At 72.0% G+C, this 12,750-nt stretch carries 11 protein-coding genes; 4 read left to right on the forward strand and 7 right to left on the reverse strand.

Annotated features, from left to right (window positions below; genetic code table 11):
- Positions 1–179: 179 nt before the first annotated feature.
- The 3 genes from KIH74_RS07160 to KIH74_RS07170 are packed head-to-tail and all read left to right on the forward strand — an operon-like array spanning position 180 to position 3,341.
- A complete protein-coding gene (locus KIH74_RS07160) occupies positions 180–1,301 on the forward strand; it encodes an aminotransferase class V-fold PLP-dependent enzyme (protein WP_214154992.1) in 1,122 nt (373 codons plus the stop codon).
- Complete coding sequence (locus KIH74_RS07165; RefSeq protein ID WP_214154993.1) at positions 1,298–2,680, forward strand: LLM class flavin-dependent oxidoreductase; 1,383 nt, start codon at positions 1,298–1,300, stop codon at positions 2,678–2,680. The genes KIH74_RS07160 and KIH74_RS07165 overlap by 4 nt, the downstream gene beginning before the upstream one ends.
- A gap of 19 nt (positions 2,681–2,699) precedes the next feature.
- On the forward strand, positions 2,700–3,341 hold the full coding sequence (locus KIH74_RS07170) for a GntR family transcriptional regulator (protein ID WP_214154994.1): 642 nt from the start codon (positions 2,700–2,702) through the stop codon (positions 3,339–3,341).
- A gap of 178 nt (positions 3,342–3,519) precedes the next feature.
- On the opposite strand, the gene KIH74_RS07175 is transcribed toward KIH74_RS07170, so the two are convergent.
- The 7 genes from KIH74_RS07175 to KIH74_RS07205 all read right to left on the reverse strand — a co-directional run bounded on the left by KIH74_RS07175 (position 3,520) and on the right by KIH74_RS07205 (position 11,760).
- Positions 3,520–4,812, reverse strand: a complete 1,293-nt coding sequence (locus KIH74_RS07175) for a hypothetical protein (RefSeq protein WP_214154995.1) — start codon at positions 4,810–4,812, stop codon at positions 3,520–3,522.
- Between the two features lie 211 nt (positions 4,813–5,023).
- Complete coding sequence (locus tag KIH74_RS07180) at positions 5,024–6,346, reverse strand: PLP-dependent cysteine synthase family protein (RefSeq protein WP_214154996.1); 1,323 nt, start codon at positions 6,344–6,346, stop codon at positions 5,024–5,026.
- A 27-nt stretch (positions 6,347–6,373) separates the two neighbouring features.
- Positions 6,374–8,011 carry a copper resistance CopC/CopD family protein gene (locus KIH74_RS07185; RefSeq protein ID WP_214154997.1) on the reverse strand — a complete coding sequence of 546 codons (1,638 nt, stop codon included), beginning with the start codon at positions 8,009–8,011 and terminating at the stop codon, positions 6,374–6,376.
- Positions 8,008–8,718, reverse strand: a complete 711-nt coding sequence (locus KIH74_RS07190) for a YcnI family protein (protein ID WP_246571890.1) — start codon at positions 8,716–8,718, stop codon at positions 8,008–8,010. The genes KIH74_RS07185 and KIH74_RS07190 overlap by 4 nt, the downstream gene beginning before the upstream one ends.
- Positions 8,719–8,723: 5 nt before the next feature.
- Positions 8,724–9,518: an ABC transporter ATP-binding protein gene (locus KIH74_RS07195; protein ID WP_214154999.1), complete on the reverse strand. Its 795-nt coding sequence runs from the start codon at positions 9,516–9,518 to the stop codon at positions 8,724–8,726.
- Positions 9,512–10,597, reverse strand: coding sequence for an ABC transporter permease (locus tag KIH74_RS07200; RefSeq protein WP_214155000.1), 1,086 nt, complete (start codon positions 10,595–10,597; stop codon positions 9,512–9,514). Before KIH74_RS07200 ends, KIH74_RS07195 begins: the two co-directional genes overlap by 7 nt.
- Positions 10,597–11,760: an ABC transporter substrate-binding protein gene (locus KIH74_RS07205; RefSeq protein WP_214155001.1), complete on the reverse strand. Its 1,164-nt coding sequence runs from the start codon at positions 11,758–11,760 to the stop codon at positions 10,597–10,599. Before KIH74_RS07205 ends, KIH74_RS07200 begins: the two co-directional genes overlap by 1 nt.
- A 244-nt stretch (positions 11,761–12,004) precedes the next feature.
- Between KIH74_RS07205 and KIH74_RS07210 the strand changes: the two genes are divergently transcribed.
- Positions 12,005–12,706, forward strand: coding sequence for a GNAT family N-acetyltransferase (locus KIH74_RS07210; RefSeq protein WP_214155002.1), 702 nt, complete (start codon positions 12,005–12,007; stop codon positions 12,704–12,706).
- The last annotated feature ends 44 nt before the right edge of the window (positions 12,707–12,750 follow it).

A 12,750-nucleotide genomic window follows, 5' to 3' on the forward strand; every position in this document is an offset into this window, starting at 1 on the left:
AGGTCAGGGGAAAACCACTGCTTCACAGGAAATCTGAAGGCTGAGCACTGTAGCGAGGGCCAAGTGCTGCTGGTGTGCACCTCGTAGCTCCAGCGCTACGGGAGAGCGAGCATACATCTGACGTATCCATGTGTGTACATTAATTTTTCGAGCCGATCCACTGAGGAGCCGTGAACCACGTGAGCAGCACGAGCAGCACCAACCCCGGCTGGGTGTGGGGGCAGGTCCCCGCGTACACCGCGACTGCCTACGCCCGCCTGGCCCAGCGCTTCGGCGCGGTGATCGGGGCCGATCCGGCCACGACCGACACCCTGCTCGTGCCCGGTGAGGCGATCGTGGCCCTGGAAGCCGTCGCCCGCGAGGCCGGGGCCACCGGTGCCCGGGTGCTGAACGTCGCCACCAGCCAGTACGGCCGCCTCTTCGGGGAGTGGATGCAGGAGGAGGGCGCGGACGTCACCACGATCGCGCCGCCGGTGGCCGGGACCGCCGTCTCCCTCGCGCAGGTCGTCGAGGAGCTCGAGACCGGTTACGACGTGATCAGTTTCGTGCACGGCGAAGCCGCGACCGGGATCGTCAACCCGATCGCCGGGATCGCCGGGCACGCCCGGCGCCTGGGCGTGGTCAGCATCGTCGACGCGGTCGCCTCCGTGGGTGGCGAACCCCTCACCGCCTCCTCGGCGGACGTCATCGTCCTGGGCCCGCAGAAGGCGCTCGCCGGACCGGCCGGGATCGCCGCCGTCACCGTGAGCGAGGCCGGCTGGAAGGCCCTGGCCCGGACGCCGCGGCGACTGGCGTCGTTGTCGTCGGTCTCGCTGCTCGACATCCGCCGGGACTGGCTCGATGCCGGCCAGGTCGCGATCCCGGGAACCCCCGCGCCGCACGAACTCTGGGCCCTGGACGCGGCCCTGACGGCGGTCGAGGCCGAGGGCCCGGACGCCGTCGTGGCCCGGCACCGTCTCGCCGCGGCGGCGTCTCGCGCCGGGCTGCTGGGGCTGGGGGTGCGGCCGTGGGCGGACGATCCCGCGCAGGCCTCGGGTCTGGTGACCGCGGCCCGGCTGCCCGAGGCCGTGGACCGGGACGCCGTCGTCGCCCTGGCCCGTGAGCGCTTCGGCGTCGAGCTGACCGTGGCACCGGGCGGGGCCGCGCCGCAGCTGGTCAAGATCCGTCACACCGGGCGGACGGCGTCCTTCGAGACCGTCGTGGCCGGCCTCGGCGCCCTGGCCGGAGCGCTCAGCGCCCTCGGGCACCCGGTCGACACCGGTGCCGGCCTGGCGGCCGCGACGGAGGTCTACACAGCATGAGCGAGCGCATCATTCACCTCAACGCGTTCGAGAACTTCTCCCCCGGCAACATCGCCTCGGGCATGTGGCGTCACCCGCAGGACCGCTCCCACGAGTACACGTCGGTGCGCTACTGGACGCGCCTGGCCCGCGACCTGGAGGCCGCCGGGTTCGACGCGATCTTCATGGCCGACGTCCTCGGCATGCTCGACGCCTACCGGGACAGCCCGGACGAGGCACTGCGCACAGCCAGCCAGGTCCCGATCAACGACCCGGTGACAGTGGTCTCGGCGATGGCCGCGGTGACCGAGCGGATCGGGTTCGCGATCACCCTGTCCACCAGCTACTGGCAGCCGTACCTGCTGGCTCGCACCCTGACCAGCCTGGACCACCTCAGCGACGGCCGGGTCGGCTGGAACATCGTCACCTCGTTCCTGGACAGCGCCGCCCGCAACATCGGCACCGGCACCCAGCTCGAGCACGACCGGCGGTACGACCGGGCCGACGAGTTCCTGGCCGTCACGCACAAGCTGTGGGAACGCTCGTGGCAGGACGACGCCGTGGTCCGGGACAAGGACCGCGCCGTCTACACCGATCCCGCGCGCGTGCACCCGATCCGGCACGAGGGCGAGTTCTTCACCGTGCCCGACGCCTTCCTCGCCGAGCCGTCCGCGCAGCGCACCCCGGTGCTGTTCCAGGCCGGATCGTCCGGGCGCGGGCAGCGGTTCGCCGCCCAGCACGCCGAGGGCCTGTTCGTGCACGGCACCCGCCCCGAGGTGCTCAAGCCGATCGTGGCCGCGGTGAAGGACGAGGCGCAGGCACTGGGCCGCTCCCGGGACTCGGTGCGGGCGTTCGCGGTGGCCACGATCGTCACCGGGGAGACCGACGAGATCGCCCGGGCCAAGTACGAGGACCTGCTGCGGTACAGCGACTACGGCGGGGCGATGGTGCAGTTCGCCGGGCCGGTCGGGGTGGACCTGTCGACGCTCGACCCGGACACACCGCTGGGCGACATCCAGTCCAACGGCGCGCAGTTCTCGGCCCGGTTCTTCGCCTCGGCCGACCCGGACCGGGTGTGGACGCTGCGCGAGGTCGCCGACTACATGGCGGTCGGCGGGATGGGCCCGGTCATCGTGGGCTCCGGCGCCACCGTGGCGGACGAGCTCGAGCGCTGGTGCGAGGTCGCCGACCTGGACGGTTTCAACCTCGCCTACGCGGTGCGGCCCGGCACGTTCGACGACATCGTCCGGTATGTGATCCCCGAACTGCGCCGCCGCGGCCGGCTCGCCGAGCGCTCCGGCCCCTCGACGCTGCGCGAGAACCTGTACGGCCCGGGCGCTGCCCGGTTGCTCCCCGATCATCCACACTGGTCCCTCGACATCCCGTCGCACACCCCCTGAAGGGACGGTTCACACTCCCATGTCGAGGACGACCGAGGAGACCGCGTCACTGGCGCACTACAACACGTTGCGCCAGCGGATCCTCGCCGGTGAGATCACGCCCGACATGAGACTGTACGAGAGCTCGCTGACCACGGAACTCGGCACCTCCCGGACCCCGATCCGGGAGGCACTGGCCATGCTCGAGCGGGACGGCATCCTCAAGCGCGAGCGCCGCGGGTACCGGGTGCACGAGCGCACGCCCCAGGAGGTCCTGGACTACTTCGACGTGCGCAACGCCCTGGAGTCGGCGAGCGCCGAGGCGGCCGCGCTGCGGGCCACGGAGCTGGAACGTGCGGAGATGGTCGTGATGTTGAAGGCCGCCGCGGCCGAGCAGGACCCGGAGCGGCGGGCCCGGATCCACAACGAGTGGCACCGGGCGCTGCTGCGGGCCTCGCACAACCCGGCGCTGGCCGAGTTCGTCGACCGGGCCGAGGTTCTCATCAGTCTCAAGCGCAAGCCGTGGCAGGATTCGGTCGCCGGGTCCGGCCAGTCGCAGGACGAGCACCAGGCCGTGCTCGACGCCGTGCTGGCCCGTGACCCGGAGCTGGCGCGGCGGCTGATGGCGGCGCACATGTCCCGGGCCCGGGACCATCAGCTCACTCTGCTGACGGCCCGCTGACCGGTTGGGTCAGGGCGTCGGTCAGGAAGTCGCCGACCAGCAGGCCGCTCAGCCCGAGGACGAACGCCCACGAGATGGTGCTGACTTCCTCGCGCACAGCGGCCAGGTCTTCTGCGAGCCGGCGATGTCCCGGCTGTCGCCGTTGGCCGGCAGGTACCGGTGCAGCTGGATCGACATCTCAGGAGTGCCAGACACTCTCGTGATCGCGATGGGTGGGCAGGTAGGCGCCGGGGCCGAAGAGGTCGTCGTAGAAGTCCGTGTCGAGGTGCTGCGCCTGGAGATAGTTGAGGATGTGGACGGTCGGGACGGTGCCGGGGATCTTCCCGAACGTCTCGTCGATGTAGCGCACCTGGCCGGTCAGCAGGCGCACGAAGTCCTCGCCGTAGGCAGCGGCGGACGAACGCACCCGGGTGCTGTCGCGCCAGGGCCCCGCGGTGAGCGGACTGAACGGACCGCCCGTACCGAACTTACGCTCGACGAACCGCTCCACCGCCTCGTCGGCGTCGCGCACATGGGGCCGCGACAGCGTCTCGAAGACACCTGCCAGCCCGGTGGGGTTGGGCAGCGGCCACCGATCGTCGTACTCCACGTGGAAGTTCAGCCCGGGGACCTCGGGGTCGCCGGACGCCCCCAGCACCGACAGCCGGTCGATGCCGTCGAAGGTCCAGCCGCCCAGCCCGAGCCCACCCAGCAGGAGATGACCGGCGTAGGGCCCGGTGATCAGCTCGGCGCTGGCCTCGGCCAGCGTGTACTGCTCCACGAACGACAGCGGGAACGGCTCCCCGGCGTGCCGCAGCGAGGGATCGTCGGAACCCGGTACCGGGCGGCCGTTCACGTCGTCGTAGATGCCGTACCCGTTCTGCAGGAAGAACGCCAGGTTCGCGATCAGGTGCTGCGCCAGGTCGGCCACCGGGATCACCAGCAGCGAGCCGGGATGGTTGGCGATCCAGGTGTTGTGGCCCTCCAGGTAGGGCTCCTCGCGGGGCAGGTGGAGCCGCTCGCCGGAGAGCTTGCGGTAGCGCGAGACGGTGGCCCCGAGCCACGCGTCCACGTCGGGGACCCCACCGTCGGGAGCCACCTCCCCGGCCGGCGCTGCGTCGCGGCTGGACAGGAAGTACGTGCCCGAGTCGTCGGTGAAGAAGAAGTCGGTGGTGTGGAACCCGGCCGCCGACGGGAAGGTCCGGCCACCCGCCGAGCCGGAGTAGTTCGGCAGGGCGGGCGCGTAGCCCGGGTGGTCGGTGATGCCGAAGTTCCAGCCCGTCACCCCGGTCACGGTGGCCAGCACCAGGGCCCGTTCCACCTCGCTCAGCGGCTGCACGGGTCTGGCACTGCGGTAAGCCAGTTCGCCCGTGGGGATCTGCCCGCCGACCGGGAAGCGGCGTGAGCGGCGGCCGTTCACGGCGGCCAGGAGCGGGAACCGGAGCAGCTGGGTGATCGCCGAACGCTCTGCGTCGTTCAGCGTGACACTCATGCCCCGGCTCCCGCTGTCGTCCCGGCCGGGCTCGGCCCGGAGGTGACCTGCCGCCCCTGAGCGGGCGGGGTCGCCCCCGGCTCCGCGGTGCCCGAGCCGGCCGTGGACGTCTGTGCGGGCAGTCGACCGTGGAACCTGGCTGCCGGGAACATGTTTCCGACCCTAACTCGAACTCTACCGATTTACCAGAGTTTGATCCGGCCGACATTCGCTATGTCCCTAGCGCTTTCCGGATGACCACCCCCACCACCCGCCCGCCGAGGAGAACCGGCGCGACGTCGTCCCCCGTTCCCTCCCAGGTGGCCACGAACGGATCCCCGACGGACAGTCCGGCCCCCAGCCCGGGGCCGAGAGATCGCGTGGGCCTTCCCGAACGCAGATCGGCGGGGGTACTCCAGCCGATCAGGTCGGAGACGTGCGGATCGAGCACCCGCCCGGCCCGGGGGTGGGCCACCAGGACGATCCCGTCGTCCGCGGTTTCCGTTGCGGGCGGGAGAGTCCCGTCGACGACCGGGACGCGCACCGCCCGGCTGCCGACCGTCCGCGCGTCGGTCGTGGAGGTGAAACCGGAACGCCGCAGCCAGGTCTCGTCGAAGTAGGTGGACAGGTACTGGCGGCCGGAGTCGGGCAGGAGCACCACGATCGTGTCGTCCCCGTCGAGCCGCTCGGCCAGGCGAAGGGCCGCCGCGAGCGCGACCCCGGAGGATCCGCCGCCCAGAAGCCCCTCACGGCGGGCCAGGTCGCGGATCGCGTCGATCGCGTCCTGATCGCTGACGGGCACGTACTCGTCGATCACGGTGGTGTCGAGCGAGCGCGGCCAGATGTCGTCAACCGTGGCCGGGTGCACGAAATGCCCTGCGCCCTCGACGTATTTCTGGCTCCCGTCGCCCCCGGCGTAGGACGAGGTGACCGGGTCGGCTCCGATGACGCGCACGGTGCCGCCGCTGATGTCCTTGAGGTAGCGGCCCGCCCCGGAGATGGTGCCCCCGGTGCCGACGGTCGAGACCAGGTGGGTCACGCGTCCTTCGGTGTCGGCCCAGATCTCCGGGCCGGTGGTGGCCTCGTGGGCGGCCGGGTTCGCGGGGTTGTCGTACTGCCCGGCCAGCCAGGCACCGGGGGTCCGTTCGACGAAGGCCTGCGCCTGCGAGCGCAGGCTGTCGGGGTGGTCACGGGGCACGAAGGCGTCGACGAGGCGCAGATCGGCGCCGTAGGCGAGGATCTGGGCGCGTTTCTCGGCGGCGATGTGAGGGCTGGTGAAGATGACGGCGCGGTAGCCGAGGTGGGCGGCGACGAGGGCGAGGCCGATTCCGGTATTGCCGCTGGTGGCCTCGACCACGGTGCCGCCGGGGCGCAGGAGGCCGTCGGCCTCGGCCTGGCGCAGCATCGACAGGGCGGCGCGGTCTTTCACGCCACCGCCCGGGTTCTGCCCCTCAGCCTTGACGTAGACGCGGGGGCGCAGGCCCTCGGTGACCCGGATCAGGCGGATCAGTGGGGTGCCGCCGATCGATTCCAGCACCGATTCGTACCTGGTCATGGGTGCTCCTCCGACTGCTCTGGCAACTCAGACGACGGTGTAGGTGAAGGCCGTGGCGTACTGCCGGGTGGGCCCGGCCACGAGGGTGAGCTGAGCGGTCCAGTCACCCGTTTCGGGGATGTTCACGGACGCGCTCACGAACGTGGACGTCGTCGGCTCCCCGTTGCGCAGCGGCCCGGGGAGCCGGTAGGGGAAAGTGATGGGGAGACGGTCGTTCTCGTGCTGGAGTTCGAGGACGACGGAGCGGACGGGGGTGCCACGCCCCCGGGTGACGATCCGCAGCCCCTGCGGGCCGCGGCGGGCCGGGGCGATCTCGACGGTCACGGTGTAGGGGCCGGCCTCGGTGGTCACCGTGCGGTGGGGCGCGTAGGCCGCGGACGCCGGGGTGACGGACGACAGCGCGCCGGACACGACAACGATCACGGCGCCGGTCGCGGCCTCCGCGCGGACGCGGCGGCGCAGCCGGGCGGTCTGCCCGGGCGGGACCGGGTGGTGGGTGCGGCGCACCCAGCGGTGCCCGGCGACGGCCAGGGTCCCGGCGACGGCGACGAGCAGGAGCTTGAGGACGAGGATCCAGCCGTAGGTGGTACTGACGAGCGCGGCCGGGTGCCGGACCTGCCCGACGGCCTGGACCAGGCCGGTGACCGCGAGCAGGGTGACGAGGGTGGCGGCGTAGCGGGACCAGAACGCAAGTCGTTGCAGCCCCATGTCGTTCAGCCGTCGGCGGAGCATCTGCGCGGCCAGCAGGGACAGCCCGCCGAGCCAGGCCACCACGGCGGCGACGTGGACCAGGGTGACGACCGCGCGCCAGGGCGGTCCGTTCCCGGCATGCCCGTTCAGGACGACCGTGGCCAGGACCGCAGCACCGAGGACGACGTGGGTGGCGAGATGTCGCGGAGGGCGGGCGAGCAGAAGGGCCAGCAGGCCGATACGGACGAGAACCGTGATGGAGTAGCTGGTTCCGGCGAAGGCCCGGAGGGATTCGGGGGTGAGGCCGTCGGGGACGGCGGAGTCTTCCCAGAGCCACTGGATCCCGGCCTGGGCGAGCGAGGCCGCGACCGCGAGGGCGGCGCCCACCCGGGTCACGGTGTGGATCCCCGGTGCCGCGGCCGCCGGATCGAGGACCCGGGCCGCGGGCCGGAGACCGAGGGCCGCGACCAGGCTGAGGTAGAGCAGGCCCTTGGTCAGGCCCGCGAGCAGTTGCAGTCCGGCGGAGGGGCCGGCCGTGGGCGTCGGGCCGGCGGGAGTGGCGGCGACGGTGGCGGGCACGCCGTACCCGAACTGGACGGCGCCGCCGACCGGGTGGCTGTCGTCCGAGACCACGGTCCAGCTGGCGATGTAGACGCCTTCGGGCAGGCCGGGCCGCAGGGCGATGACCAGGACGTGGCCGCCGTCGGTGAGGCGGGGGGCGTGCTGGGTGACGTCGGCGCCGGAGGGGTCGAGCACCCGGGCCGCGCCGGTGGCCGGAGGCAGGGTGACGGCCTCGCTGAAGGTCACCTGGATGCGGGTGGGGGCGGTGTCGAGCTGGGAGCCGTCGGCCGGGTCGACGGCCAGGACGTAGGCGTGGGCCTGGGCCGGTGTGGCGGTCAGGACCGGGAGCAGGGACGCCAGGACGACGAGGAGGACGAGGGGGACGACGGGGCGTCGGACGGCGCGGATGGTCACGTCCGGCGGCCGGCCGGGGCGGGCGGGTGATCGGGGAGAGCGGGGCGGCCCGGACCGGCGGGTCGCTCCTCGGCGTTCCCCGGGGCCAGCCGGGTCCGGGCCAGCGCCGCGGCCGCAAGGCCGGCCGCCAGCAGCGCCAGGCCGAGCGCGGCCAGTCCCAGCCACACCCCGGCGTCGCCGCTGGTGTCCAGGTCGGAGGCGGTCAGTGACGACGAGCCGTGCCCGGGGTGGGCGGCGTCCGTCGCCGTCCCGCCCACGGTGAGGCTGGGTGCCGGGTGCTCGGGCCGGGCGCCGTTCTCCGCCTGCTGCACCCAGCCGACCTCGGTGTCGTCCGTGTAGTGCTGCACCGCGGGGAAGTACAGGGTGCCCGAGGCGGGCAGCGGGGCGATTCGCACCTGGAAGGTGGCGAAGGCGCCGGGGGCGATGCCGTCACCGGTGGCGGTCCAGGTGATGCGGGCCGTGTCTGCGCGTACCTCCCAGCCGGGCTCGGCGTGGGTCAGGACCGAGGTCAGGCCGGTGGGCAGGTCGACGGTGAGGCCGTCGGTGGACGCCGTGTCGGACTCGGTGGGGACGGTGAACGTGAGCGTGGCGGTGTCCCCGGCGGTCGTGGAGGTGGCCTCGACGGTGACGTGGGCCTGGGCGGGAGCGGCCAGGGCGATCAGGGCGGCGGTGGCGAGCACCACGACCGTCAGGCCGCGCGGGATCATGCTTCTCACGGCGTCTTTTCCAGTTCGTCGGGAGCTGCGGTGGCCTCCTCGTCGAGCAGGGCCAGGACGTGTGCGCGCAGGGCGACGAACTCGGGGGAGGACTGGTCGCGCGGGCGGGGCAGGTCGATCCCGACGACCTCGCGGATGCGCGCCGGGCGGGGTGACAGGACGACGAGGCGGTCGGCCAGGACCAGCGCCTCGCTGACGTCGTGGGTGATCAGCACGGCGGTGAAACCCCGCTCCCGCCAGAGCCTCAGCAGCTCCCCCTGGAGGACGCGGCGGGTCAGGGCGTCGAGCCGCCCCAGAGGCTCGTCGAGCAGCAGCACCGGTGGGTCGTTGACCAGGGCCCGGGCCAGGGCGGCGCGCTGGGCCATGCCGCCGGACAGCTGCGCCGGCCAGGCCTCGGCGAAGTCCGTGAGACCGACCAGGGCCAGGGCGTCGTCGATCTGCGCCCGGGACCGGCCGAGCACCCCACGCGCCTGCGGGCCGATCGCGATGTTGCCGCGCACCGTGCGCCAGGGCAGCAGCGTCGGGTCCTGGAACACCAGGGCCCGGGAGGGGTCCGGACCCGTCACCTTGTGGCCGTCGACCAGCACGGTGCCGAACAGCGGCCGGTCCAGCCCGGCCAGCAGCCGGATCAGCGTGGACTTGCCCGACCCGCTGGGGCCGACCAGGGCGACCATCTCCCCCGGGGCCACCGTCAGCGAGATGTCGTCGAGCACCGGCAGGTCGGCGCCGCTGCTGCGGAACGCCTGGGTGACGTGCTGGATGTCGATCCGTGCGCCCGGCGTGCTCACCATCGGGTCAGCTCCCTCTCCCAGCGCAGGGCCCAGCCGCGCAGCCGCAGCAGCAGGCTGAGCAGGATCCCGCAGACCAGCACCAGCACGACGATCCCCGCGTACAGGCCAGGGAAGTCGCCCCAGCCCTTCTGCCAGTTCAGGTACCAGCCCAGACCGGAGTTCACGCCGAAGTTCTCGGCCACGGTGAGGCTGACGAACGAGGCCCCCAGCGCCATGAAGGCCCCGGTCAGGATGCTCGGCAGGGCAGCCGGCAGGCTGACGCGCAGCAGCAGGAACCAGCGGTCCGCGCCCAGGGTCTGGGTGACGTCGTAGTACGAGCGCGGCACACTGAGGATCCCCGCACGGGTGAGCACGGTGATGGGGAACCAGACACTCACGGCGATGAGGAAGACAGCCCCGGTGTACGCACTGGGAAAGAGCACGAAGATCACCGGGACCCAGGCCAGGGTCGGCACCGGCCCGAGGAACATCAGCACCGGGTGCACCCAGTAGTTCGCGACCTGCGACCAGCCGATCACCAGGCCGGTGGCCAGACCTGCGACCAGGCCCAGGAAGAAGCCCGCCGCCAGCAGCTTCAGGGAGTTGCCGAGGCTCTCGGCCAGGATGCCGCGATCGGTCCACAAGTGGTCCAGGATCGCCTGTGGGGAGGCGAAGTACGGGGTGGACAGCAGCTGGCTCTTGGCCGTGCTCAGCTGCCAGAACACCGCCCACAGGGCCGAGCCGAACAGCCAGGCCCCACCGCCCGAGAGCCGGGCCGCCGCCCGGGCCCCGAGGCGTCCATGGCCGGCCGACACCACCCACGCCAGCGCCGCGACGCTCGCCACCACGAAACCCACCCCGGCCGTGAAGGGCGTCGCGTCCCGCACGGACACCAACTCGCGGGGCGGCAGCCGGGCGCTGTCGGGCACGGCCAGGACGATCACGGAGAAGCCGGCCCAGGTGAGGACGCCCGCCGCGACGAGGACCGGGTTGACCCGCACCGGATGGGTGACCTTCTCCAGGGCGGCGTGGATACGCGCGGCCCCCTGGACCGTGCGGGTGCCGTCCGCGAGCCGGGGCACCGAGGAGGCGACGGCCATCAGAAGGTCAGGCCGAGATCGACGAAGACCTCGCCCGCCAGGGTCCGCGCGTCGGTGTCGGCGGGCAGGAAACCGGTCTTGATGAACTTCTCGATACCCGGTTGCAGCACTTCCTGGAGGTTTTTCGGCGACGGGTCGAACGTCAGGGTCTGCAACACCGGCAGGATCCGGTCGGGCTCGTCCGGGATGTACTTCTTCTCGTGCTCGATCTCGGCGGTGGCCTCCAGGTTGGAGCCGACCCAACGCGATCCCCGGGCCCAGGCGGTGACGAGCTTGGCCGCGGTGACCGGGTCCTGGCTGACGAAGTCGTTGTTCAGGGCGACCGCGCAGCACGGGTAGCTGGAGTTGCGGCTCAGGCTCTGGTTGTTCGACAGGGTCTTCGCCCATCCGGCCTGGACCCCCTCGATGATCGGCAGGTAGCCGCCGGCCGTCGCGATCGCGTCGACCTTCTTGTCCTCCAGGGCTTTCGGCAGCAGGTCCTGCTCGATCACCACCCACTGGACCTGTTTCGCGGCCGGGGCCGAGTTGATGCCCGCGTCGAGCAGGTCGAGGGAGAAGAAGTTGGTGGCCGAGCCCTGGAGATCGCTGACGCCGATCTTCTTGCCCCTCAGCGCCGCGACGGTGGGGACCGAGCCGTCGTTGCGCACGTACAGGTCGAGGCATCCGTGGTGCAGGCCGCCGGACAGCTTGACCGGGGTGCCGTTGTAGATCGGGCCGAGGAAGTTGAAGAAGATGCCGTTGGTGGCCACGTACTTGCCCGAGCCGACGGCCGCGGTCACGTCCTCGTCGGTGCCCGCCTTCTTCAGCACCACGTCCAGCCCGGCCTGCTCGAAGAAGCCATTCTCGAAGGCCGCGATCAGGGGCGCCTCGCAGACACCGGTGGGCGAGGTGATCGCGAGCTGCCGCCCGGCCCAGGACTGCGTGACCGTGAGGCCGGTGGCCTTCACCGCGTCGCTCTCGTTGCCTCGCAGGAACGCCCAGCTGCCCAGTCCTGCGGCGGCCGCCAGGCCGACCCCGGCACCGCCCAGGGTGAGCAGGCGGCGCCGCGAAAGGCCTTCGGGAGCATCGAGATCGACGTTGGCGTCGACGAGATCGGACCGGTCCGGAGCGCCGGCAGCGTCGTCAGCGTTCTCCTGGGAGCCGTGCGGGGTGTTGTCGGTCATGGCGGGCATCCTGTTCAGCTGTTCGGGCTGGCCGGATCACTCGGAATCGCTCAGGCGGGCCAGGGACTCAGGCAGCGATGAAACACCTGTGAAGACAGAGAATTCGGCGATCGTTCCGGTTCGCCGGCCACAGCCCCCTCCTAGGAAAATAGTCCGGTATCCACCCGGTCACAAGATGCTTTGACCAACTCGATAGAAATAGTAGACTTTTGCTGATGACCCATCCACGTTCCCGAGAACCCTGATGACGCAGCCGGTCCCGTTCCTCGCGCCGCCTGTTCTCGATCATCTGTCCTGGCACTCGCTCAACGGCCCGCACGCCCACCTGGCCGAGGTCCACGGCCGCGCGCGCCGTTACCACCCCGACTTCGCTGCCTACAGCGCCCTGCATCCCGACCGCGATGCCCGGGCCTGGCGCGACCTGGCCACCCTGGCCGGGCCCGGCGTCGAGGTCGTGCTCGCCGGCGCACCGTTCACCCCGCCGCCGGGCTGGGTGGTGAGCCGCGTCGGCAACGCCGTGCAGCTCGTCGCCGACGCCTCCCCCGGCCGCCCGGACAGCGAGGCCGTGCTGCTCGGCCCCGACCACGCCCCCGAGATCGCCGCACTCATCGAGCGCACCCGACCCGGCCCGTGGCGTCCACGGACCGTGGAACTCGGCCGCTACCTGGGCATCCGGCGCCACGGGCAACTCGTGGCGATGGCCGGCGAACGGGTGCGCGTGCCCGGGTGGACCGAGATCAGCGCCGTCTGCACCGATCCCGCGTTCCGTGGTCAGGGACTGGCCGCCCGGCTGGTCTCCGCCGTGGTGCACAGCATCCGCGCGCGCGGCGACGAGGTGCTGCTGCACACCGGCGTCGACAACGCGCCGGCCCGCAGGCTCTACGAGCGCCTGGGCTTCCGGGTCCGGCGCGAGACGGTGTTCCTGCGCCTGGTCACGCCGTCGTAAGAGATTCCGGCGCGGGCAGGTTCAGGTGCTCGCGCAGGGTCTCG

Origin of the sequence: Kineosporia corallincola, from assembly GCF_018499875.1 — a bacterium.
GTDB lineage: Bacteria > Actinomycetota > Actinomycetes > Actinomycetales > Kineosporiaceae > Kineosporia > Kineosporia corallincola.